This window comes from Kribbella sp. NPDC051587 (genome assembly GCF_044453945.1).
Taxonomy (GTDB): Bacteria; Actinomycetota; Actinomycetes; order Propionibacteriales; family Kribbellaceae; genus Kribbella.
The window spans coordinates 14,844-37,847 of the sequence record NZ_JBITDE010000020.1 but is presented as its reverse complement, the minus strand read 5'-3'; the positions used below and the strand labels follow the sequence as shown (position 1 = coordinate 37,847).

Annotated in this window: 21 protein-coding genes; 12 read left to right on the top strand and 9 right to left on the bottom strand. The window is 68.3% G+C overall.

What is annotated here, in order from left to right; translation table 11 throughout:
• Nucleotides 1-24 precede the first annotated feature (24 nt).
• Nucleotides 25-1,035, top strand: coding sequence for a YihY/virulence factor BrkB family protein (locus ACIA49_RS39935; RefSeq protein ID WP_396383566.1), 1,011 nt, complete (start codon nt 25-27; stop codon nt 1,033-1,035).
• A 6-nt stretch (nt 1,036-1,041) separates the two neighbouring features.
• On the opposite strand, the gene ACIA49_RS39930 is transcribed toward ACIA49_RS39935, so the two are convergent.
• Nucleotides 1,042-1,647 carry a flavin reductase family protein gene (locus tag ACIA49_RS39930; RefSeq protein WP_396383565.1) on the bottom strand — a complete coding sequence of 202 codons (606 nt, stop codon included), beginning with the start codon at nt 1,645-1,647 and terminating at the stop codon, nt 1,042-1,044.
• A 65-nt stretch (nt 1,648-1,712) separates the two neighbouring features.
• Between ACIA49_RS39930 and ACIA49_RS39925 the strand changes: the two genes are divergently transcribed.
• The gene (locus ACIA49_RS39925; protein WP_396383564.1) at nt 1,713-2,411 is read left to right on the top strand and encodes an ArsR/SmtB family transcription factor; all 699 of its coding nucleotides are present in this window, start codon (nt 1,713-1,715) and stop codon (nt 2,409-2,411) included.
• On the opposite strand, the gene ACIA49_RS39920 is transcribed toward ACIA49_RS39925, so the two are convergent.
• Nucleotides 2,408-3,247: a hypothetical protein gene (locus ACIA49_RS39920; RefSeq protein ID WP_396383563.1), complete on the bottom strand. Its 840-nt coding sequence runs from the start codon at nt 3,245-3,247 to the stop codon at nt 2,408-2,410. The two genes, ACIA49_RS39925 and ACIA49_RS39920, sit on opposite strands and share 4 nt — an antisense overlap.
• Nucleotides 3,248-3,484: 237 nt before the next feature.
• Here ACIA49_RS39920 and ACIA49_RS39915 point away from each other — a divergent pair, with 237 nt between their 5' ends.
• Entirely contained in the window at nt 3,485-4,168 is a 684-nt protein-coding gene (locus tag ACIA49_RS39915; RefSeq protein ID WP_396383562.1) for a hypothetical protein, read from the top strand.
• Nucleotides 4,169-4,175: 7 nt separating this feature from the next.
• On the opposite strand, the gene ACIA49_RS39910 is transcribed toward ACIA49_RS39915, so the two are convergent.
• The 4 genes from ACIA49_RS39910 to ACIA49_RS39895 all read right to left on the bottom strand — a co-directional run bounded on the left by ACIA49_RS39910 (nt 4,176) and on the right by ACIA49_RS39895 (nt 9,545).
• A complete protein-coding gene (locus ACIA49_RS39910) occupies nt 4,176-4,709 on the bottom strand; it encodes an EF-hand domain-containing protein (protein WP_396383561.1) in 534 nt (177 codons plus the stop codon).
• Nucleotides 4,710-4,819: 110 nt separating this feature from the next.
• Nucleotides 4,820-8,062 (bottom strand): S8 family serine peptidase, encoded by a 3,243-nt coding sequence (locus ACIA49_RS39905; RefSeq protein WP_396383560.1) that lies wholly within the window; start codon nt 8,060-8,062, stop codon nt 4,820-4,822.
• Nucleotides 8,059-8,919: a hypothetical protein gene (locus ACIA49_RS39900; protein ID WP_396383559.1), complete on the bottom strand. Its 861-nt coding sequence runs from the start codon at nt 8,917-8,919 to the stop codon at nt 8,059-8,061. The genes ACIA49_RS39905 and ACIA49_RS39900 overlap by 4 nt, the downstream gene beginning before the upstream one ends.
• Nucleotides 8,916-9,545 carry an RNA polymerase sigma factor gene (locus ACIA49_RS39895; protein ID WP_396383558.1) on the bottom strand — a complete coding sequence of 210 codons (630 nt, stop codon included), beginning with the start codon at nt 9,543-9,545 and terminating at the stop codon, nt 8,916-8,918. Before ACIA49_RS39895 ends, ACIA49_RS39900 begins: the two co-directional genes overlap by 4 nt.
• 141 nt (nt 9,546-9,686) lie before the next feature.
• On the opposite strand from ACIA49_RS39895, the gene ACIA49_RS39890 reads away from it, so the two are divergent.
• The 6 genes from ACIA49_RS39890 to ACIA49_RS39865 all read left to right on the top strand — a co-directional run bounded on the left by ACIA49_RS39890 (nt 9,687) and on the right by ACIA49_RS39865 (nt 15,865).
• On the top strand, nt 9,687-12,182 hold the full coding sequence (locus ACIA49_RS39890; RefSeq protein ID WP_396383557.1) for an ATP-binding protein: 2,496 nt from the start codon (nt 9,687-9,689) through the stop codon (nt 12,180-12,182).
• 113 nt (nt 12,183-12,295) lie between these two features.
• Complete coding sequence (locus ACIA49_RS39885) at nt 12,296-12,736, top strand: hypothetical protein (protein WP_396383556.1); 441 nt, start codon at nt 12,296-12,298, stop codon at nt 12,734-12,736.
• Nucleotides 12,737-12,850: 114 nt separating this feature from the next.
• A complete protein-coding gene (locus ACIA49_RS39880; protein WP_396383555.1) occupies nt 12,851-13,831 on the top strand; it encodes a D-isomer specific 2-hydroxyacid dehydrogenase family protein in 981 nt (326 codons plus the stop codon).
• Nucleotides 13,828-14,829, top strand: coding sequence for a D-alanine--D-alanine ligase family protein (locus tag ACIA49_RS39875; protein ID WP_396383554.1), 1,002 nt, complete (start codon nt 13,828-13,830; stop codon nt 14,827-14,829). The genes ACIA49_RS39880 and ACIA49_RS39875 overlap by 4 nt, the downstream gene beginning before the upstream one ends.
• Nucleotides 14,826-15,434 (top strand): D-Ala-D-Ala dipeptidase VanX, encoded by a 609-nt coding sequence (vanX, locus tag ACIA49_RS39870; protein WP_396383553.1) that lies wholly within the window; start codon nt 14,826-14,828, stop codon nt 15,432-15,434. The genes ACIA49_RS39875 and vanX overlap by 4 nt, the downstream gene beginning before the upstream one ends.
• Nucleotides 15,431-15,865: a GNAT family N-acetyltransferase gene (locus tag ACIA49_RS39865; protein WP_396383552.1), complete on the top strand. Its 435-nt coding sequence runs from the start codon at nt 15,431-15,433 to the stop codon at nt 15,863-15,865. Before vanX ends, ACIA49_RS39865 begins: the two co-directional genes overlap by 4 nt.
• On the opposite strand, the gene ACIA49_RS39860 is transcribed toward ACIA49_RS39865, so the two are convergent.
• From ACIA49_RS39860 to ACIA49_RS39850, 3 genes are read right to left on the bottom strand one after another with little or no spacing between them, the layout of a single operon-like run.
• Complete coding sequence (locus ACIA49_RS39860; RefSeq protein WP_396383551.1) at nt 15,813-16,910, bottom strand: sensor histidine kinase; 1,098 nt, start codon at nt 16,908-16,910, stop codon at nt 15,813-15,815. The genes ACIA49_RS39865 and ACIA49_RS39860 overlap by 53 nt on opposite strands.
• Nucleotides 16,903-17,571 carry a response regulator transcription factor gene (locus tag ACIA49_RS39855; RefSeq protein WP_396383550.1) on the bottom strand — a complete coding sequence of 223 codons (669 nt, stop codon included), beginning with the start codon at nt 17,569-17,571 and terminating at the stop codon, nt 16,903-16,905. The genes ACIA49_RS39860 and ACIA49_RS39855 overlap by 8 nt, the downstream gene beginning before the upstream one ends.
• Nucleotides 17,572-17,616: 45 nt before the next feature.
• Nucleotides 17,617-19,794, bottom strand: a complete 2,178-nt coding sequence (locus ACIA49_RS39850) for a discoidin domain-containing protein (RefSeq protein ID WP_396383549.1) — start codon at nt 19,792-19,794, stop codon at nt 17,617-17,619.
• A 279-nt stretch (nt 19,795-20,073) separates the two neighbouring features.
• On the opposite strand from ACIA49_RS39850, the gene ACIA49_RS39845 reads away from it, so the two are divergent.
• From ACIA49_RS39845 to ACIA49_RS39835, 3 genes are all read left to right on the top strand, one after another.
• Nucleotides 20,074-21,360 carry an epoxide hydrolase family protein gene (locus ACIA49_RS39845; protein ID WP_396383548.1) on the top strand — a complete coding sequence of 429 codons (1,287 nt, stop codon included), beginning with the start codon at nt 20,074-20,076 and terminating at the stop codon, nt 21,358-21,360.
• A gap of 34 nt (nt 21,361-21,394) precedes the next feature.
• Complete coding sequence (gene bla / locus ACIA49_RS39840; protein WP_396383547.1) at nt 21,395-22,285, top strand: class A beta-lactamase; 891 nt, start codon at nt 21,395-21,397, stop codon at nt 22,283-22,285.
• 174 nt (nt 22,286-22,459) lie between these two features.
• Entirely contained in the window at nt 22,460-22,990 is a 531-nt protein-coding gene (locus tag ACIA49_RS39835) for a hypothetical protein (RefSeq protein WP_396383546.1), read from the top strand.
• The last annotated feature ends 14 nt before the right edge of the window (nt 22,991-23,004 follow it).

The window sequence follows — 23,004 nt, the reverse complement described above, 5'->3', positions numbered from 1 at the left end:
GGGCCGGGAACGTACCGTAGGGGTGTGAGCACATTGGGGCGGCTGGACGCTGCGCAGCGGCGGCATCGGCGGCTCGGGTTTCCGCTCGCCGTGGTGTACAAGTTCTTCGACGACCAGGGCAGCTACCTGGCCGTCATCATCACCTACTACGCGTTCGCCGCGATCTTCCCGCTGTTGCTGATCTCCTCGTCGGTGCTCGGGTTCGTTCTCCAGGGCAACGAAGAGCTGCAGAAGGCGGTCCTGCAGTCGGCGCTCAAGGAGTTCCCGATCGTCGGCACCCAGCTGGCGACCCCGCAGGGGCTGCAAGGCAGTACGCCGGCCGTGATCGTCGGCACGCTCACCGCCCTGTACGGCATCATCGGCCTCGGCCAGGCGGTGCAGAACGCGGTCAACGTCACCTGGGGCACGCCGCGCAACGGTCGGCCCAACCCGTTCCGGGGGCGGCTGCGGTCCGGGGCGCTGCTGTCGCTGGCCGGTCTCACCGTGCTCAGCTTCGCCACCTTGACCGTCCTCGCCGGCAGCCAGGCCTCGCTGGCCGGAATCGTCGCCGACAAGCTAGCCTGGCTGGTCTCGATCGGCTCGATCCTGGTGCTCACCGCAATGCTGACCCTCTGTCTGCGCCCGGCGACCAGGCCCCGCCCCGCCTTTAGGCAGATCGTCCCGGGCGCCTTCTTTACCGCCGTCGGCTGGCACCTGCTCGAGCGGCTGGGTGGCCTCTACGTCAACGACGTCCTGGCCAAGGCCAGCGCGGTGAACAGCGTCTTCGCGCTGACCCTCGGGCTGATCGGGCTCATCTACGCCGCAGCCGTGATCGCCGTCATCGGCGCCGAACTCAACTCGGTGATCGCCCACCAGCTCTACCCGCGGTCGCTGCTGGCTCTGTTCAACGACTCGGTCGCCGACCTGACCCCGGCCGACCATCGCGCCTACGCCATGTATGCCAAGGCCCAGCGCCACAAGGCCGCCGAGACCATCGAGGTCACCTTCGAAAATCCACGCACCAAGCGTTCCCGCCGCCCGATGCGCAAGCGCTAGGAGGCCTCAGGAGCGCGGGGTTTCGGTGCGGAACGACTCGCCGAGCTCCTGCGCGAGACCGAAGTAGTGCCGGAAGTTGTAGATCAGCGGCGACCAGGTGCGTGGATCGACGTACGACGTTCCCGGTACGACGATCCGCTCGTCCGCGTGCACCTGGAGCACCTTCGCCTGGATGATCAGGAAGTTGCCTCCGGCATCGAGATCGACCGCGACCGCGGTGGCCTCGAACTGCAGTGGGCACTCGGCGACGCGCGGCGGAGTGACCTTCACCGAGGCTGCCGGTGTCAGACCGGCCGCCTTGAACTTCTCCTGCTCGAAGCGGAACCGGGCCCGCTTGGACGCCGGTACCGGGTTGCGCCCGGTGAGCGGAGCCAGCCGCTCAACCGCCTTCCACTGCTGCGGTCCCGGGTAGTTGATCACGAGCTCCGGCCGCAGGCGCAGGTTGTGGGCGGTCTGCCCCGCACCACCGACACCCAGTACGACGGTGTCGTCGAGGGCCCACGCGGATGACATCGGGGCCAGGTTGAACGTGCCGTCGTCGTTCACGGTGGACAGCAGGGCGACCGGAGTGCCGACGTACAGGATGGACGGTTCGATCGTCAGGTGCGTCATACGGTCGACGCTAGGCGGCGGACACTTCGGCGGGGACCGAACTGTCGGGGCGGCATGATGGGATCATGAGCATGCAGGCCGAAGGACAGGAGCTGGCCGCGTGGGCCCGGATGCTGGCCGACGGGACCCGGGCGACCGTCTGCCTCGCGCTGCTCGACGGACGTGCCTGGACGGCGACCGAACTGGCCCGGCTGACTCAGGTTTCGCGGCCGACGATCAGTGAGCACCTCAACCTCCTTGTCGACGGCGGCCTGCTGGCCGAGGTCCGCCAGGGACGGCATCGGTACGTGAAACTCGCGGGCGCCGAGACGGCCGAACTGATCGAAGGACTCGCCGCGCTCACCCCTCGCCGTACGACGACCGCCCACAGCCTGGCCGCGGTCAGCAAGCGGGATGCGTTCGCGCGCGCCCGGACCTGCTACGACCACCTGGCCGGCAAGCTCGGCGTGGCGCTGACGGACGCGATGACCGAGCGCGGCCTGCTCGACTGGACGGCCGGCGTCACCTTGACCGGCCCAGGGTCCGCCTGGCTCGCAGATCTCGGCATCACCCTCGACCCGCCGCGCGGCCGGCGCGCCGTACGGTCCTGTCTGGACGTCACCGAGCGCCGTCCGCACCTCGCCGGTGCCGTGGGCGCCGCGCTCTGCGCCCACGCGTTGGACCGTGGCTGGGTGCGTCACATCCCAGGTGGGCGCGCACTGAAGGTGACCGGGTCGGTGCGTGAGCTCGGTCTTCCGGCCGGCGTCGTACGGGAGCTTCTCTAGCGGCGGAGTGCGGTGATGGCGAAGCGTTCGGTGCGTTGGTTGTGACCGCCGGCTGAGGCGATGACGACGAGGGCCGGGTCGGAGGCGCCGCGGAAGGTGACTCGGCCGGTCCAGGGGCTGCGTTCACCGCCGGCGGCTACACAGCAGAGCGTGCCGAGGACAGCGGTGGAGGACGCTTGGCGGACCTCGAGGCGGATGGCCTCGTCGACGCCGGTGATGCGACCGCCCACGGTCAACGGCGATCCGGCCTTGATGCCGTAGCGGGGCGTCGTCAGGGACAGGTCGGAGTCGCGGGTGCCGACGACCTCCCAGGGGGCGTCGGTTCCTTGGCCCAGTTTGACCAGGTGGAGGACGGCCGCGGTGAACTTGCGGCCGGTGTCGATCTGGTAGCCGACGCCGACGTACGCCTCGTCGCCGCGGACGCTGCGGGAGGTGACAAGCTTGATGTCCTTGAACCCGAGGAAGCCCTGGGTGAACGACAACGCCGTCTGCCCCGCATCCAGGTGCCACGGCTGATGGCCGCCGCTGCGGTACGACCGTTGCCACTCCGCAGCGCGGACCTCGGAGGTGAAGGGCCAGGCCGGTTGGTAACGGAAGGTCCGCCGTACCGGCGCTGAGGGGGTCGGTGACAGCGGAGGCTTGGGTGGCGGGGTCAGCGTAGGCGCCGTTGTGGGCTCTGTGCTGCTGGCCGTGGGCATGGGCGTCGGCGTGCTCTGGGTCGCCGGCCCGCTCGGGGTCGGTACGGCGTCAGGCTTCTCGCCGGAGCAACCGGCCAGGAGGATCACCACGGCTCCAGCGACGGCGAGCCTCTGCCACTGCTTCACCAGGTCTGCCATGGCGATCCTCCTTGATCGGCGTCCTTGTCTCCATACTGGCCGATCGAAGGCCAGAACGCGGTCCGGCGGTGCGCAGGATGAGAGGAAAACCCTTACCTTCCGGATCAACTTCTCCGCCTGGGTTGCCGCCTTCGCGCGGCGCTTGCTTCAATCCAGACGGCGTCACTCTGCGCCCACCCCACCTGCCGGCCGGCGCGCTTCGGCATGCCCTGGCCCACCTCACGAGGAGACCGCCCCATGTCTCGACTCACCACCCGACTCCGGACGGCGGCCGCCGCGCTGACCGGAGGCCTGCTGATCGCCACCACCCTGGTCGCCGGCGCGCAGGCCGACCCGCCGCCGATCGACGGCTCGTCATGCAGCGCGAGCCAGCTCGGCCAGAAGGTCTGGAGCTACTCCGGTCCCTGGATGAACATCAAGCCGGTCATCACCGACCAGGTCGCGATCAACATCGCTCCCGGCACCACCGGCACCCGGACCGACACCCTGACCGAGGTGGAGACGGTGACCCGCTCGGTAACGAACTCGGTCGGGGTCGAGGTCTCCGCCTCGGCCGAGGCCGGCGTGATCATCGCCAAGGTGTCCACCTCGGTCAAGGCGACGTACAACTACACCGTCGTCACCAGCGGCTCGACCTCGACGTCGAAGACCACCGCGGTGACGTGGAGCTTCAACCAGCCCGGCTACTACGGCCTGTACCGCGGCGTCCAGCAGGTCAGCGGCTACGACCAGTACACCGAGTGCATCCGCTACCCGTACCCGAGCGTGCCGATCGGCTGGAAGGTGCGCACCCTCAACTTCAACTTCTTCACCTCGCCCGAGGAAGGCACCATCCTCTGCACGGGCCCGGCCACCACGCTGCCGGACCTGTTCATCACCAAGATCCGCGACCTGGCCCGCAAGCGCCTCGGCGACTGCTGACCCGGCCTCAGTACGGCCCGAAGATCCATTGCGACGGCGACTCCTGGTCGTCGTCGCGCCAGAAGCCGGACCACAGCTCGCGGAACTCCTTGCGGGACAGGTGGCCGTCGCCGTTCAGGTCGAGCTTGCCGAAGACGTCCTCGATGCCTTCGTCGGAACCCTTCCAGGCATAGACGACCTGCCTGTGCTCGGTGAGCGCGATCCGGTCGTCGCCGTTCTCGTCGATCGCGTCGAACATCGCGTCCGCGGTCGCGTACACCGCGTCGTCCATCGCCGGGAGCTGGTCGACGACGTTCATCAGCTCGTCGAGCGACACCTTGCTGGGGTCCTCGGCACCGGACAGCGCCGAGATCGCCGACCACCAGCCCATCATGATCGTCCGCATCCGCTCGTACTCGGCCGTCCCCGGCTCCCACCCGCGGAGGCCGACCCAGCGCTCGGTCAGCGCCTCGAAGTCGGCCTCCTCGAGATACCCGTTGCTGTCAGCATCCATCGCCCCGAACACCCCGGCCACCTTGCGCCGCTGGAAGTCAGTCGCCATCCGCCCACCCCTTCACCGTTTCAAACGTCTACTTCGGTACGGCGGCTCGTACCCGGCGCCAACCCTCAGTAACCAGGGAAGCCGGTGCTACCCCGACTGAATGCCCGTCCTCACTGCTGGCGGTAGGCGTTGGCTGTGGTCTGGGTGACGGCCGTTCCGTCGGTGGCGGTGAGGGCCGTGCGCAACGACACTGTCTTGGCGGTGCTCGGCGTGGCGAACGTGGCGCGGTAGGTGCCGTTGCGGTCGGGACGGCCGAGCGTCGCGGCGCGCCACGTCGTACCGGCGTCGGTGGAGAACTCGACCCGGATCGTGCTGACCGCACCCGAGGGAGTGACCGGCAGGACTGTCACCGGCTTCCACGTCATCGCGTTGTGCAGGTCGACGTCCGGCGCGTAGCGCACCGTCGGTAGTGGACGTTGCTCCTCGGAACCGGCCGAGGTGAAGGTCGCGGTGTAGTCGATGCGATCGGACAGCGGCCAGATCGACGACCGCGTCATCGACGACTCGAACCGGTACGACGCGCGCTCGGCCGGCTGACCGGGGACCTCGATCGAGCCGTAGGCCTCCGAACTCGCGACCAGCGTGCCGTCCCGATAGAGCTTGCTCGCGCCGGTATCGACCGTCGTACCGCCGAAGTGCCCGTCCGCGTCGGAGTGGGTCAGGAACCCGACGGCCATCAACTCCGGAGACCGGTTGACCGACGCTCGAGCCGGCCCGGCCACCGCTGCGTTCCAGCGCTGACAGTACTTCTGGCCCGCCTTGTACGTCGCACCGAGACCAGGCTCGTCGGCCTGCAGGTCGGCGACGGTGTCGTGTCCCACCATCTCCCACACAGGTTGATTCCACGTCGCCGGGCCTGCCTCGAGGTGCTCGACAAGCACGCGCGGCGTGGTCAGCGTCACCAGCGGGTACGACGGCGTGAACCCGCCGCGTGTCCCCATGGTGTGCACGGCGAAGCTGGTGTCGGCGGCGTTCGCGTAGGTCTGCGAGATCTCGGCCAGGTCCCGGTCCTTGACCGTCCGGTGGAAACCGGTGGGGAACGTCCCCGGCACCAGATCGATCAGCCCGTACAGGTACGGAGTGTCAGTGCCGGAACCGTCTGCGCCCGGCCGGCCCACGTGCGAGCTGACCACCGTCGTGAACTCCTTGGCCGGCAGCGCAGGTCCACCACCTGCCGTGTAGACAGTGACATTCGGCCCGAGCGCTCCGAACTCACCCTGCATCTGCCGCTGCCCGTCCGGCGAAGCCCAGTTGTACTGCGCCACCGTCATGATCGAGGCAGCATCCGGTTGCGGGACCGTGGCCCGCAGCGGGCGGGCCGTGCGCGCATCCAGTACGACGGTGGTGTCCTGCGTCAGCCGCACGATCGGCCGCATCAGCGCGTAGTACGAGTACGGCGCGCTGTCGCCGTGGAACTGGTCGCCGCTGATCGTGTAGTCGTCCTTGGGCAACCGCAGCTTGACGGTCCCGCTCTCATCGGTCACCGACGTGGCCAGGTCCCGCCCGGCCGCCCAGATATCGTTGCCCGCAGCAAACGGTTGACCGTCGGGCCCGAGGTTCTTGATGGTGAGGTCATAGGACTCCGCCTCCTTCTCCAGCCCGATCGGCAGCACCACCGAGACGCCGGTCGCCGACGCGGTCAACCGGCCGCTGTACCGACCGTCCGGCCCGGAGTGATTCGTCGCCGACGTCACCGACGCCGTCGCAGTACCACCGGCCGGGATCGTGAGGCTGCGCGGTGTGACCTCAAGGGCACCAGCCGGAGCTGCCGTACCGTCCGGACCAGTGAGTTCCGTCTGCAGAGTGAGCGTCACCGCCGCCGTCCCGTAGTTGCGGAAGGCAACGTCCTTGGTTACCGCCTTGTCATCGGCATGCGGCCACTGCGCAAGCCCGAACGACAGACTGCTCGGCTCCGGTACGACGGTCTGTCCGATCGCCCGGCCAACGTCGACCCGCCCCGCTCCCTGGTCGAAGACACTCTGGCCCGCGACCGAATGGGCAGACGCCATCAGGGCGGACTTCAGTTCGGACGCCTTCCAGTCCGGGTGCTGCTGGGCGAGGATCGCGGCCGAACCGGCCACATGCGGCGTGGCCATCGACGTACCGGACAAACGCAGGTAGTCGTCGCCGACCGGCTCACCGATGACGGCGTCCTTCGACCGGGCCGCGACGATGTCGACACCAGGTGCGGTGAGGTCCGGCTTGAGTGCGCCGTCACCGATCCGCGGGCCGCGGCTGCTGTCCCCCGCGATGCCGTCCTGTTTGTCCACCGATCCGACCGTCAGCGCCGCGTCCGCGCTACCGGGTGACTCGATCGTTCCGGCCTTCGACCCACTGTTGCCAGCGGCAACCACAAAGAGCGCACCGGTCGACGCGGTGAGGGCATTGACAGCCTCCTCCAAGGGATCGACGTCAGGAGTGTCGGGACCGCCGAGGCTCAGGTTGATGACCTGTGCCTTGACCTCGGTCGCCGCCCACTGCATACCCGCGAGGATCGAGGACTCCTGGCAGCCCCAGACCGCACAGACCTTCCCGTCGTACAACCGGGCGCCGGAGGCGACGCCGTGGTACTTGCCGTCGGAGGCTGCTGCGGTCCCCGCGATGATCGACGCGACGTGCGTGCCATGCCCAACCGGGTCACCGACGCTGTCGTCGACGAAGTTCTGCGAGCCCACGACCTGACCAGCCAAGTCCGGGTGCGTTGCGTCGATCCCAGTGTCCAGTACGGCGACCTTCACCCCGGCCCCGTTGAACCCGGCCGCCCACGCCTTCGGCGCACCGATCTGCGGCACCGACTGATCCAGAGTCACCGCCCGCTTCCCGTCCAGCCAGACCTTGTCCACCCCGCCGGCCAACCGCGCGCCGGACGACCGAAGGCCGGCCAGGAATGTGCCCGCCGAAGCCTTGCTGACCGTCCCGGCCGTGATCCCCGCCGGGAGTTGCCGCGCCCCGGCCAGCCCCGCAACCGTGCGGGACTGCTGAGCCGGTCGCGTGAGTAAGACCGGGATCGACGCGCTGTGCGCATCGTCGTACCCGGCCGCGATCAGTCCGGTGATGTCGAACAGCCGTGGATCCAACCGCCCGGCGTCCACCAGCGGCTGCGCATCAGCCGGTACGACGCTCAGCCGTCTGTGCACGCGCTTCGTGCTGAACGCGACGTTGCGCCGCCCCGGACCGGCCTTGATCCCTGGGTTGTGTCCATCCGCGAGCACCACCTGATCACCAGTGATCAGCGTGACCACCTGTGTCTCGGTGCCAGGCAAGGGCTTGCGGTCCGCGGCCTCCGCCGTACCGAGGCTCCACGGAACGGTCAGCGCAGTCACCAGCACTGTCAGGCCAGCAGTCCTCATCATCGTCCACCCACTCCCCAGACAGGCGAAACACTGGTCAGGCCGTTGGAACCGGGAATGCGGATCGGCTTCCCGGACGAGTCGAGGAACTGGGTCTCCAACTGGAGCTTCGCGGGCTGCTTGACCTTCGCCCAGTCCAGCCACGTCTGCACGTAGGTCAACCCGTCGACGGCTTTGCTCGAGAACCACGCAGAGGTCTGCTGATCGTCGTAGACGATGCGCTGCCGCGTGCGCTGCACGGTCGCGGGCACCCTGATCCAGGACGACGAGGTGACCTTGGCGTCGACCAGTTCGAACACCGTGCCTTCGGCCGGGCGGAACCTGTCGTCGTAGCGCATCGGGCTCGTCGCGGTGATGAAGTTCTCCATCCGGACGCCCTGCTTGTTCAGGGGCTGGTCGGTGCTTCCGTGCGGTCGGCCGGAGCAGCCGGTGACCCGGTTGTCCCCCGGCGCGACGCCGTTGCCGCCGGTACCGTGGCCGATCATCGCCAGGGTCCAGTCCTCGCCGTCGCCCCAGCCGCTCTTGATCTTCACGGCGTGCACGACCTTCTCCTCGGTCCCGTTCCAGAACCAGCAGTGCTGCAGGAAGGTGTTGATTTCGGCCTGGCTCAGCGGGCGCAGATCGAGATTGATCTCGGCCGGCTGTGACGGGGTGGCGGCTGGTTTCACGTCCTGGTCACCGGACCGCAGTGCGGGCGGGACGAGCAGGGCTGCGGCCACGATCGCCGCGACCGCGCCGGCCGCGATAGCGGGAACCAGCCAGCCCGTACGTCGCCGTACCGGCTGGTGTTCGGACAGGATCCGCCGCAGGACCCGCTCGGGGTCGGGCAGGGTGCGTTCGGCTGGTGGTTGCCTGGTCATGACAGGCCCTCCAAGGTCTGAAGATCGAGTTGGCCGGCCAAGCGGCGGCGCGCGCGGGCGAGCCGGGACTTGACCGTGCCTTCGGGGATACCGAGGACCACGCCGGCTTCGGCCATCGAGCAGCCGGACCAGGCGACGAGTTCGATCACGTCGCGCTGCGCGGCCGGGATGGTGGCCAGGACCGCGCGGAGTTCACGCATCGCGCGTTCGGAGTCGACGTTCGCCGCGGCGGCCGCGGAATGATCCGGTACGACGTCGCCGCGGACCGCGGTCCGGAGCCGGTCCCGCAACGCGCGCAACCGGCGCATCGACCGGATCAGGTTCGTGCACTCGTAGGTGGCGATCCGCAGAATCACCGGCCGGGCGCTGTCCAGAGTCAGTTCGTCGAGCCGATCCTCGGCGGCCCGCCGCCACAGCGCGGTGAAGGTCGCCTGGACGACGTCCTCCGCGCTCGACCACGAACTCGTCCGCCGGAACGCGAAGTTGTACACGGAGTCACGGTGCCGATGGAACAGCTCGCTCAGTGCCCCCTCGTCGTTGACTCTGAGTCGCGCCCACAGTTCGCGGTCCGGCGACGACTCCGGGCCCGGGCTGTCGCTCACCGCCACCCCCAGCTTTGTCCTCATACCCCGCCTGTGTCCGGCAGCGCGCGGCCGGTTCCCCGGATTCTGCCTCCGCCTGGCGGTCAACCGGTCGCGTTCTGGGCACCTGGGGCGTTAACCTCGCTCGGCGAGCAGGGTCGGGGGGACCATGGGGAGGCACGCAGGATGGCGGGAAGCGCAAGGCCGGGACCGGACGGCGTCGCCGGGCTGACCGAGTTCGGGGCGCGGCTGCGGGAGTTGCGGGTCTGGTCCGGGGTGTCCTACCGCGAACTGCATCGGCGGATCGTCCGGAGCCGGACCGCGCGCGGCGTGTGCGAGATACCGGCGTACGACACCGTCTATCGATGCCTGCAGCCTGGTCGGAGCCGGCTGGACGTCGAGTTGGTCGTCGATGTCGTCCGGGCGTTGGCCGGAGATGAGCGGGTCGTGCTCGCGTGGCGGCAGGCATATCAGCTGGTGTGCGGAGCCGCGTCGGATGCGGCCGTGGTGAACGTGACCGATCGGCTTCCGGATGACCTGGAGGCCTTCACCGGGCGTGCGGACGCGTTGGCGCGGCTGCGGCCCTGGGTGAACGGTCAGCCGGAGCCGGTGCTGATCGCGGTCGACGGGATGCCAGGCGTCGGCAAGACGCGGCTGATCGTGCACCTGGCGCACCTGATGGACGGCGTCGACCAGGTGCTCGCGGTCAACCTGCGCGGCTTCGATCCGCGTCAGCCCGCCGACCCCAGCGCCGTCCTCGAGGCCTTTCTCCGCGTGCTCGCAGTCCGCGGTGCCCCACCCAGCTCCCGTACGGCGAGGCTCGGCGAGGCGCTTGCGGGTAAGCGGTCGGTGATTCTGCTCGACAACGCCGCGTCGGCTGAGCAGGTCTTGCCGCTGCTGCCCGGCGTACCCGGCAGCGTCGTACTGGTGACGAGTCGACGCCGACTCGAACTTCCTGGTGCGGTGCGTTTGCAGCTCCGCGCCTTCACCCCGGCCGAGTCCGACGAGTTACTGCGGAAGGCGATCGGGTCCGAGCGGGTGAGTGCGGATCCGGCGACGGCCGAGCGCATCGCCGTACAGGTCGGGCAGTTGCCGCTCGCGCTCGCTCTGGTCGCCGGCCGGATCGACGCCACGCCGTCCTGGAGTCTGTCCGACCACTTGGAGCGGCTGGTCGAGCGCGAACGCACGTTGTGTCTGGACGATGCCGTCGAGATCGCTCTTGCGCAGTCGGACGGCAGTCTTCCGGCTGCCCACCGCACCCTGCTCAGGATGCTGGCGCTGCATCCGGGCGCCGACTTCGACACCTCGGCCGCGGCTGTGCTGGCCGGCGCCGATGAGGCCGAGACCTCAGCTCTGCTGGGGGACCTGCTGGCCGGGAGTCTCTTGCAGCAGCGCTCCCCCGGCCGGTTCGAGATGCACGATCTGGTCCGGGTGTACGCCGCCCGACGGGGAAGCGACGAGGATCCGGCGAGTGCTCGCCGGGCCGCCTTCACCCGGCTGGCCGATCACTACCGGGCGATGGCTGCGACCGCGATGTCCGTCTACGCGCCGTACGAAGCGGATTGGCGGCCGCATGTGGAGTCGGGCACGGTTGCGCCGAAGGATCGTGAGGCAGCGTTGGCCTGGCTCGACGCCGAGCGGGTCAATCTGGTCGCCTGCGGGCTGAGCGCCGCCGAGCAGAACCTCTCCGAGCACGCTGCCGATCTGTCGTCGATCCTCTATCGCTACCTCGACGACGCCGGCCACTACGCCGACGGCGAGGTGCTGCACGCAGCCGCCGCGCGTTCGGCGCCACGGGCGCGGCGCGGACGTTCGTTGAGCAGCCTCGGCGTCGTCTATTGGCGGCTCGGACGCTTCGGCGAGGCCCGCGAGGTCTACGCCGAGTCACTCTCGATCGCCTCCACTGGTGGTGACCACCGCGAGCACATCCGGGCCCTGATCAACCTCGGCCTGGTGCTCGAGCGCGTCGGCGCCTACGAGGAGGCGTACACGAACTACCTGCAGTCGATCGACATCGCGTCCGCGATTGACTCCGACGTGGCGACCGCGCACGCCCTGCACAACGTCGTCCACCTCGCCGAACGACTGGGCCGGTACGACGAGGCGTACGAACGCGTGCAGGAATGTCTCTCGATGCTGCGGGCGACCGGTGACCGGGTGACCGAGGGCCGCGCCCTGAACAGCCGGGCCGGCGTGAACCTGAGCCTCGGCCGCCACGACCAGGCGCGTGCCGACGCCGAACAGGCGATCACCATCGCCCGCGAGACCGCGAACCGCACCGGCGAGGCCTACGCCCTGATCACCCTCGGCCGCGCACTGTCCGCCCTCGGCGCTCTCGAACCGGCACAAGCACGCTTGGAACTCGCGTTGCGGATCGCCGGCGAGCTGGGCAACCGCGACGCCGAGGCCCTGGCGCTCAACGAGTCCGGCACCGTCGCCGGTACGGCGGGATCGCCCGCGCTCGCGCTGGACCGGCATCGGGCCGCGTTGGCGATCTCGACCGAGGTCGGCGACCCATACGAGCAGGCGCGCAGTCACCAAGGCTGCGCCCGCGCCCTCGTGCTGCTCGGCGACCCGAGGACCGCCCAGTCCGAACTTCACCAGGCGCTGGAGATCTTCGACCGTCTCAAGACTCCCGAAGCGAACACCGTGGCGACCCAACTGGCCGCTCTCTCCGCGTGATCGGGCCCTGACCGGATTCGACCGGAAACCGAGACATCCCGCTCCGGTCACGGTGAGCATGAGGCCGCTGTCCTTTACCGGACACCTGCCGCCCAGTGACAAGGAGTTCTGCTATGCGCCTTTCCACCCGAACGCTCGGTATCGCCGTGGCCTCGGCCGCGATGGTGGCCGCGGGCGTCAGCCCGGCCATGGCCGCCGACGGCCACGTCTACGTGCACGTCGTCAGCCCGCAGGGCGGCGACGCCGGCGGTTCGTCGTACGCCGACCTCAACTTCACGTCCTCGACGCAGGTCGTCTACAACAACTGGGTCATCAACGACACCTGCCCCGGTGATGGCTACCGGGTGATCGCCCGCGCCCGGGCCCTGCTCAGCAACGGAAACTGGGCCAACGGCGCCTGGCACGAGGACGACGGCACCTGCGAGAGCGACGCGTGGGGCCCGTACTCCAACAAGGAGCTGAACACCAGCGCAAGCATCGTCAAGGCCGGTATCCAGGTCTGTGTCGACCTCGGCGCCACGCTCAAGTGTGAGGCCGTCTACCTCCCCCGCTGAACGGACCGAACCACCGGCCGGGCCCCGCACCTCGGGTCCCGGCCGTTCTCCTTTCCTGAGCATATGAAAAACCGGATACGCAGCGACAACCGCTGAATCTCTTGACTGTGGGGCATGACCTACAGCGAACCAGGACCGGCGATCACGGTCTACGGCTGCGAACCGGACGAGGCTGTCCTGTTCCGGGAGCTGGCGGCCCGCTTCGGGGTGGTGGTGACAACCACCCCGGCTGCCGTCACCGAGGCCACCATCGACCTGGTCTCCGGCCGGTGCATCAGCGTCGGCCACAAGGCCCGGATCACGAATCCGACCCTGCTGGCGCTCGGCCGGGCCGGCGTCAGCTATATCTCGACCCGCAGCATCGGCTACAACCACGTCGACGTGGAGTACGCGGACACGATCGGCATCTCGGTCCAGAACGTTGCCTACTCCCCCGACAGCGTCGCCGACTACACAGTGATGCTGATGCTGATGGCCCTGCGCAACGCGAAGGCCACCATCCGCCGTACGGATCTGCACGACTACCGGCTGACCTCCGCCCGGGGTCGCGAGCTGCGGGACCTCGTTGTCGGCGTGATCGGTACCGGCCGGATCGGCGCCGCGGTGCTGGACCGGCTGCGCGGTTTCGGTTGCCAGGTCGTTGCCTACGACAACTGCCCGAAGACGTCGGCCGACTACGTGCCGCTCGACGAGCTGTTCCGCGTGAGCGACGTCATCACCCTGCACACACCGCTCACCGCGGAGACACACCATCTCCTCGATCGCGAGCGGATCGAGCAGCTCCGGTACGGCGCGGTCGTCGTGAACACCGGACGCGGTGCACTGCTCGACACCGAGGCGCTGGTACCGGCGCTGGAGAGCGGGCGGCTGGGCGGCGCGGCCCTCGACGTACTGGAAGGCGAAGAAGGCATCTTCTACGCCGATCGGCGGGACAAGCCGATCGAGAGTCATCTCTTGCTGCGGTTGCAGAAGCTGCCGAACGTGATCGTCAGCCCGCACACCGCTTACTACACCGACCACGCCCTGAGCGACACGGTCGAGAACTCCATCATCAACTGTCTGAAGCACGAGTCGAGGAAGCGGGAGTGGATATGAAGCTAGGCATTCTGTTCGGGGGCGCCGGCGAGGAGCACCCTGTCTCGGTCAAGTCGGCACAAGAGGTCGCCAAGCACCTCGATCCGGCCAAGTACGACCCGATCTGGATCGGTATCACCGAGAGCGGCGCCTGGCAGCTCTGCGACGGCCCGTACTTCGGCGCGGGCCGGCCGGCGATCCTTTCGCCGGACCGCAGCAAGCCGGGGTTGCTGATCCTGGATGAGGACCGCCACGAGACCATCCGGGTGGACGTCGTCCTGCCTGTCCTGCATGGGAAGTACGGCGAGGACGGCGCGATCCAGGGACTGCTCGAACTCTCCGGACTCCCCTACGTCGGCTGCGACATCCAGAGCTCGGCCGTCTGCATGGACAAGTCCCTCGCCTACACCGTCGCGCGCGCCGCCGGGATCGCCGTACCGACGTTCTGGACCGAGGACACGCTTCCCGAGCGTCTCCCCAGTCCGGTCTTCGTGAAGCCTGCTCGCTCGGGATCGTCCTTCGGCGTCAGCAAGGTCACCAGCCCCGACGAACTGCCCGCCGCACTGGCCACCGCCCGCCAGTACGACGCCAAGGTGCTGATCGAGGCCGGCGTCGTGGGCAGCGAGATCGGCTGTGCCGTCCTGGGGAACGCGGGCGAACTGACCACCGGCGAGCTCGACCACATCTCGCTGACGCACGGATTCTTCCGGATCCACCAGGAGGACTCGCCCGAGGACGGTTCCGAGAACTCGACGCCCGTAGTACCCGCTCAGATCCCGGACGACGCGCGCAAGCTCGTCCAGGAGACCGCGATGGCGATCTACCGGGCGCTGGGCTGCCGTGGGCTGGCGCGGGTGGACATGTTCCTCACCGAGGACGGCACGGTCGTGCTGAACGAGGTCAACACGTTGCCCGGCCTCACGTCGTACAGCCGGTATCCGCGGATGATGGCGGCGGCGGGGCTGACGCTCGGCGACGTGATCGACCGGGCGGTGGCGCTCGCGCTGGAGGGACGATGAAGGCGGACTTCGTGTACCTGGACGAGTTCGTCTCCGGGATCCGGTGGGACGCCAAGTACGCGACCTGGGACAACTTCACCGGCCGCCCGGTCGACGGCTACCTCACCAACCGGATCGTCGGCACCAAGGCTCTGGCCGAGGCGTTGACGGACGGGCGCGAGGTGGCCGCCTCCCTCGGCTACGGGCTGCTGATCTGGGACGCCTACCGACCGCAGAGTGCGGTGAATCGCTTCCAGCGCTGGGCAAACGAGCCGGAAGACCACCGCACGAAGTCGCGTCACTACCCGAACATCGACCGCACCGAGATGTTCGACCAGGGCTACGTATCTGCCCGCTCGGGACACAGCCGTGGCAGCACGGTCGACCTGACGCTCTTCCACCTGGACACCGGCGAACTGGCCCCGATGGGCGGCGATCATGACCTGATGGACTCGATCTCCCATCACGGAGCCGTCGGCATCACCACGACCGAGGCACACAACCGGCAGCAGCTCGAACGCATCATGGACGCGAGCGGCTTCCAGCGCTACGACTACGAATGGTGGCACTACACGTTGAAGAACGAGCCCTACCCGGACAGCTACTTCGACTTCCCGATCGCATGATCCGCAGCGCCGAGCCCGCCGACGCCGCAGCCGTCAGCGAGCTGCTCCGCCAGCTCGGCTACTCGGATCAGGACGGCGTTGCGGCTCGCATCCGGTCCTGGCAGGTCGATCCGATGAGCGCTGCCTACGTAGCCGACGCCGATGGCGACGTTCTCGGTGTGGTCGCGATCCACGTCGGCCCGTACTTCGAACGGACGGGCAACTGGGCACGGGTCGTTGCGCTCGTCGTTTCCGCGCGGGCTCGGGGGCAGGGCATCGGAGGCCAGCTGATGGCCGCGGCCGAGGAGTTCGCGGCGGAGCACGGTTGTCTGCGGATCGAGCTGAGCAGCGCGGATCGCCGTACCGAGGCTCACGTCTTCTACGAGCGCCGCGGCTACGTCAACCAGAGCGGGCGGTCGTCGTGGTTTCGGCGCGAGGCAGCTCGACAGTGACACGGAGGCCGCCGTCGGGGCGGGGCATCAGGCTGAGGGTTCCACCGTGGACCTGAGTGATCCGCTTGACGATCGCCAGGCCGAGGCCGACGCCGCCGTGATCGCTGCGGATGCGTTCGTTCCCCCGCTGGAACGGTTCGGTGAGCGTCGCGAGCAGCTCCGGGCTGATCGGTTCGCCGGTGTTCTCGACCGTCAGGAGGACGGCCTGCGGCCAGTCGGCGACCTCGAGCTGCACGATGCCGCCCTCGGAGAGGTTGTGCACGATCGCGTTGTGCACCAGGTTCGTGGTCAGCTGCAGCAGGAGCGCACGAGATCCGCTGGTGCAGGCCAGGTCACCGGACGTCTCCAGAAGGACGTCGTGCTCCTCGGCGAGCGGCAGCAGGGTCTCGGCGGATTCCTCGGCGACCAGCGACAGGTCGACGACCTCCGGTGTGAAGGATCCCTGCTCGGTGCGGCTGAGGAGCAGGAGCGCTTCGGTGAGGTCGATCGCGCGAGCGTTGACGGCGTGCAGACGGTCGACGAGCTCGTCGGTCGGGCGATCCGGATCCTTGCGCGCCACATCCAGCATCGCCTGGGTAATCGCCAGCGGGGTGCGCAGTTCGTGGGAAGCGTTCGCGGCGAACCTGCGCTGCTCGGCGACGTGCGCCTCGAGCTGCGCGAGCATGGCGTCGAAACTGTCGGCCAGCTCGCGGAACTCGTCCTGACGGCCGGGCATCTCGATCCGGTGGGACAACGACCCGGTCGTGGCGAGCCGAGTGGCCTGCGTGATCTGTGCCACCGGCGCCAGCATCCGCCCGGCCAGGATCCAGCCGCCGACGAGCCCGAAGACCAGCAGGAGCACCAGCGTCACGCAGGCTGCTGGCAGGAACCGTCGTACGATCCCCTCGTAGTAGGGGTACCGCACGGTGATCACGACACCGTCCGGTGCGGTCAGCCGGAACGCCAGCGCGATGGCCGCAATCAGCAGCAGGCCGGCGACCATGACCAGGCCCGCGTAGCTGAGGGTGAGTTTCCAGCGGACGCTCAGCCCTGGCGGCCTACTCATCCTCGGTGCCGATGCGATAACCGACGCCGGGCACCGTCGCGATGATCCATGGCTCACCGAGCCGCTTGCGCAGCGTGGAGACCGTGATCCGGACGGCATTCGTGAACGGGTCGGCGTTCTGGTCCCACGCCTTGGCCAGCAGCTCCTCGGCGCTGATCACACCACCGCCGGCCGCGACCAGCACCTCCAGTACGGCGAACTGCTTGCGCGTGAGAGCGACGTACCGGCCGTCCCGGTAAACCTCGCGGCGGAACGGATCCAGCTTCAGCCCGGCGATCTCCCAGACCGGCGGCCGGTTGTGTACCCGCCGCCGGTCGAGCGCCCGGAGCCGGAGGACGAGCTCCTGTAAGGCGAACGGCTTGGTCAGGTAGTCGTCCGCGCCGAGCTCGAACCCGGACGCCTTGTCCGTCAGCCGGTCGGCCGCAGTCAGCATCAGAATCGGCATCCCGGTGCCCGAAGCAACAATGCTGGCCGCGACCTCGTCACCCGAAGGCCCCGGGATGTCCCGATCCAGTACGGCGATGTCGTACGTGTGCAGACTGAGGAGTTCGAGCGCGGTGTCACCGTCACCGGCGATGTCGGCCGCGATCGCCTCCAGCCGCAGCCCGTCCCGAATGGCCTCGGCCATGTCCGGCTCGTCCTCCACGATCAGCACCCGCATACCCCGATGCTACGAGGCGAGGGGTATCGCGGACGTATCCATCTGTCAGGAGGCGTACACCTCGTACTCGGAGAGCTGGGCGGCCGGCCAGCCGGTGTTGCCGGTGAAGGTCAGCCGGACCCAGCGGGTGTTGACGACGTTCGGCAGCGTGATCGTCGCGGTGTTGCCGGAGCCGGGGTCGAAGGTGCGGCCGGCAGCACCGGCGAGCTGGCTGTACGACGTGTTGTTGGTGCTGCCGAGGACCTCGATGGCCTGGTTGCGCGAACCCCAGGTCGGCGGAAGCTTGAGTGCCAGCCGCTTCACGTTCTGGTTGCTGCCAAGATCGACGGTTAACGACTGCGGCCAAGCGTTGTTCGAGCTCTCCCAGTAGCTACCCGAGTTCCCGTCGACGCTGTTGGTCGCGACGTACGTCTGGTTGACGGTGGTCGCCGTGACCGGGCGCCCGGCCGCGAGATTGCCGGTCGGCGGGGTCGGATTGCCGCCGCTGCCCGGCTCTACCCAGGTGCAACCGCTCCAGGTCGAGTCCCAGCCACTGTTGCCGGAACCACGGTTGAGACCGAACGTGCCGCTCGGGTAGGCGCAGTTGTACACGCCGGCCCGACCGATGCCGCTGGCAACGACATTGCTGACGGTCGCCGATCCGGTGGTCTCGGCCTGGAAGGCGAACGTCCCGGCGCCTTCGATCGAGCCGCCGTCCACGGTCACGTTCTGCACCGCACGCCCGGCGCCGCCGCCGTCGACGAACTGGTACGCCGACCACGGGCTGGCCACCAGCCGGTTGTTCAGCAGTCGCACCGACGCGTTGATCGGGTTGTCGTAGGCGTCCACCCGGATCGCGCCGTGCGGGTGGTTCTGTCCCCAGTTCGGGTTCATCGCGCCGGTGCGGATCAGCGTGTTGCCGGAGACCGTGATCGTCCCGGCCAGCGGGAAGAACGGCGAGGCGAAGTTCTGGTTCGAGATCGCGATCCCACCGCCGAGGGCGTTCGTGTCGGAGACGAGGTTGTCCCGGACGGTGATATCGGTCCCGCCGTAGATCGCGATCCCGTTGGCCAGGTTGGGCTGGACGATCGTGTTGTTCGCGAAGGTGCTGTTCCGGTTCGCCGCGTGCAGCGACCACATCGCCAGCGCGTCGTCACCCTGGTTGCGCAGGAAGTTGTTCCGTACCTGCACGTTGTACGCCGTACCGTTCAGGTTCAGGCCGTCGGCGGTCATGTCGTAGAAGCGGGTGTTCTCGACGATCAGGTTGTCGTTGTTGCCGGTCAGCCAGAGCCCGCACTTCAGGTGCTGCAGCCAGAGCCCGGAGACGACCGAGTTCGGGCCGAGGCTGCCGTTGACGAAGTTGTCCGGCGAGTTGTCGTTGCGCTCGGTCACCTCGCCGATCACGGCGAAGTCGTACAGCTTGACGTTGCCGCCGCCGTTCGGCCGGTCGATCAGGTGGCTGCTGAGCAGCGTCGAGTACCAGCGGCCCGCGCCGCGCAGCGTGACGCCGTCAGGGTTGATCGTGCCGCCGACCTTGAACCGGCCGGCCGGGATCCACACGGTGCCACCAGAACCGCGGGCGCTGTCGATCGCACTCTGGATCGCACCGGTCGAGTCGTTGTTCCCGTTCGGGTCCGCACCGCGATCGACGATCGAGATCGAGCCACCAGGCTGGCCGGCGGCGCCGGCGACATTCTCGAACTCGACGACGTCGATCGTGTACGGACCGGCGGTGTTCTCGCCGTCCACCTGCAGCTTGATCTTCGCGCCGGCGTTGACGGTCTGCCCGAGCTGCAGCCGGGCGTGGTCGTAGAGCTTGTGCGTCCGCGAGCCGACGATCCAGCCGGTGTCCACATAGCTGTACTTCGACGTCACCGCGAGGGACTGCGACAGCTTCTGCCCGTTGACGTACACAGCCAAGGTCCCGGTCCGGCCGTCCGGAATCGAGTAGGCGACATTGATCGCGTTCGTCGTACCGGGGGCGGTGAACTCGACGTACTGGCCGCCGTTCAGCGTCACGGCCTGGCGGCCCGAAGCCTCGGCTGGCAGCGTTCCCTGGGCGTAGCTCGGGCCGATCTTGCTCCCGTTCGTGGCCGCACTCTCGGCCTCCACGATCGTGAACGGCAGCGTGGCGCCGACAGCCTGTAGGGCGTGTGCCGCTGCAGGTACGACGAGGCCGGCGGCGATCGTGACCAGCGCGGCCCAGCCGGCTGTTTTCGGGCGTGCGTGTATCCGTAGTGGCATGGGGCGATGCCTTCCTCTGGGCGGGGGTTCGCACACCTTAAGGAAGGCACCTACTCAACGCAATAGCTCGACGCAGTACTGCAAATTCTCTACATCCGAAGGACGATCTTGCCGCTGTCCTCCGCCAGCAGGTCCGTGAGACCCAACGGCGTCTCCCCCATCGCCTACCGCCGAACCTTCCGCAGCTAGCTCAGACCAGTGGGTTTCACTGGGGCGACCAGTGCACGGTCCGGCGAGAGTGGCTGGTGACAGCAGATATGTGCCGGATGGGAGAAGCGGATGCAGTTCACGGATGGGGTCGGGCCTTCGCGGCGGAGTGCGTTGCAGGGCGGGCTGGCGGCCGGAGTCGGCTTGGCCGCGCTGAGCAACGGGGTGGCCAGCGCCGCACCACCAGCCACGTCCGCGGCGATCCGTCCATTTCGGGTCTCTGTTCCGCAGCAGAAGCTGCTGGATCTGCGACGACGCGTCGCTGCGGTGAGCTGGCCGACGGCAGAGCTGGTCACGGACCGCTCTCAGGGTGTGCAACTGGCCACGACGAAGGCGCTGGCGAAGTACTGGGTGAGCCGCTACGACTGGCGGCGGTTCGAGGCGAAGGTCAACAAGCTGCCGCAGTTCACGACCGAGATCGACGGCGTGGACGTGCACTTCGTCCACGTGCGGTCGCCGCACAAGGACGCGCTGCCGTTGATCATGACGCACGGCTGGCCGGGCTCGTTCGTGGAGCTGCTGGAGACCGTCGGCCCACTGACGAACCCGACCGCGCACGGCGGTCGCGCCTCCGACGCGTTCCACCTGGTGCTGCCGTCGATCCCTGGGTACGGATTCTCCAGCCAGCCGACCGAGATCGGCTGGGACCCGGGCCACACCGCGAAGGCCTGGAACGAACTCATGCACCGGCTCGGCTACACCAAGTACGTCGCTCAGGGTGGTGACGTCGGCTCGGCGGTGACCGACAACCTGGGTCGGCAGGCGCCGACTGGGCTGCTCGGCATCCACGTCAACCTGCTCGGTGCAGCGCTGAGCGGAGTCGGCTGGCCGACCACCACCGACGAGGAGCGTGCTGCTGCCGCCGCTGTCGCCGAGTTCAATGCCACCGGCAACGGTTACCGGATCGAGCAGACCACCCGCCCGCAGACGATCGGCTACGCGCTCCTCGACTCACCGGTCGCGCTCGCCGCGTGGATGCTCGATCACGACACCGACAGCTACTACAAGATCTCCCAGGCCTTCGTCGAGGGCCGGCCCGTGGGCAACCTGACCCGCGACCACATCCTCGACAACATCACGCTCTACTGGCTGACCGGTACCGGTGCCTCCGCGGCCCGGGTCTACTGGGAGAGCGCCCGAGCCCGTGCCACCGGCCCGGTCCCGCCCCCGGTCGGCGTACCGGTCGGCTTCAGCGCCTTCCCCGGCGAGATCATGCAAGCCCCACGCAGCTGGGTCGAGAAGACCTACCCCACGCTCAACTACTACAACCAGCCCGCCCGCGGCGGTCACTTCGCCGCCTGGGAAGAGCCGGCCCTGTTCACCAACGAGGTCCGCGCCGCCTTCCGCGCCTACCGCTGAGGGGGTCTTTCCAACCATTGATTAGGTTGGTGGCATGCGACGACTTCTGACTGCCGGTGTGTCCGCTGTCCTGCTGATCAGTTCCGCTTGCTCCTCGGGGGCGGTGGCCGCCCCCGAGGTCTCGATGCCGACGGCAACCACCGCCTCGGTGACCCAGGCGAAGACGTTCCGCGCACTGGAACAGCAGTACTCCGCGCGGCTCGGGGTGTACGCGCTGGACACCGGCAGCCGCCGTACGGTCAGCTACCGGGCGAACGAGCGGTTCGCGTTCGCCTCGACCTTCAAGTCGCTGGCCTGCGGCGTATTACTGAGGCAGGCCAAGGATCTCGACAAGCTGATCCACTACACGGCCGCCGACCTCGTCTCCTACTCGCCGATCACCGAGAAGCACGTCGACACCGGGATGACGCTGCGCGAACTGTGCGACGCGGCTATCCGCTTCAGCGACAACACCGCAGCCAACCTCATCCTCGCCGAGCTCGGCGGTCCCGCCGCTCTGCAGACCGCATTGCGCAAGCTCGGCGACGGGGTCTCTCGCGTCAACCGCAACGAGCCGACGCTCAACGAGAACACGCCCGGCGACACCCGCGACACCACCACCCCGCGGCAGCTCGCGACGAGCCTGCAGAAGTTCACGCTGGGCCGCGCCTTGCCGCCGGCCAAGCAGGCGATCCTGAACGCCTGGCTCGTGGGCAACACCACCGGCGACAAGACGATCCGCGCCGGGGTCCCGAAGGACTGGAAGGTCGGCGACAAGACCGGTACGGCGAACTACGGCGGCCGTAACGACGTCGCCGTCATCTGGCCGCCGAACCGCGCGCCGATCATGCTCGCGATCATGTCCACCAAGGACGTCAAGGACGCCCCGACCGACGACGCGCTGATCGCCGCAGCCGCCGCCGCGGCGGTCAAAACGCTCGGGTAATTCCCGGCGCAGCGCAATTCATGCGCCTTTGCGCAACATCTCAGTGACATCAAGGCGTGATCAAGCAATTGCAATAAGCGCGGCCAGCTGTTGTGCCATGAGAACGCTCTCGCTAGTGTCCTGAATCGTCATCGAGCGATTCAAACGAACTTTCGGGAGATGAGGGAAATGACCGTGAGGGCAATTGCAGGAGTCGCCACTCTGGCCTTGGCCGGAGTGGTCGCTCCGCCCGCTCAGGCAGCGGCCCCGCCGGGCGAGCACTGTGTGCAGAACCTGCAGACCGGGCAGACCCAGTGCTTCGGCACATTTACCGCGGCGATCAGTGACGCCACCCACGGAAAAGTCACCACCGCACCCGCCACCGTTCCGGACCGCACCGGCCGGGCAGCGCTGAACAAATCAATTCAGGCATCCGGTGAAGTAATTCAAGGCACATTCTTCGACAACCGCGATTACGGCGGTGCCAGCTGGACGGTGGTCGGCGCCGGGCTGTGTGACGGCTCGGACGGCGTCATCAACTACCAGACCAACACCATCGACGGCTGGGCCGACCGGATCAGCTCCGTCCAGCCCTGGGCCAACTGCAAGATCTGGCTCTATCCCGAGCCCGATCTCAACGGCGACCGGGACGGCCCCTTCACCCAGAACACCGCGTGGGTGGGGTCGATGATGGACGACCGGACCAAGTCGGTCGGGTTCAGCTGATCACGTGAGGAGAA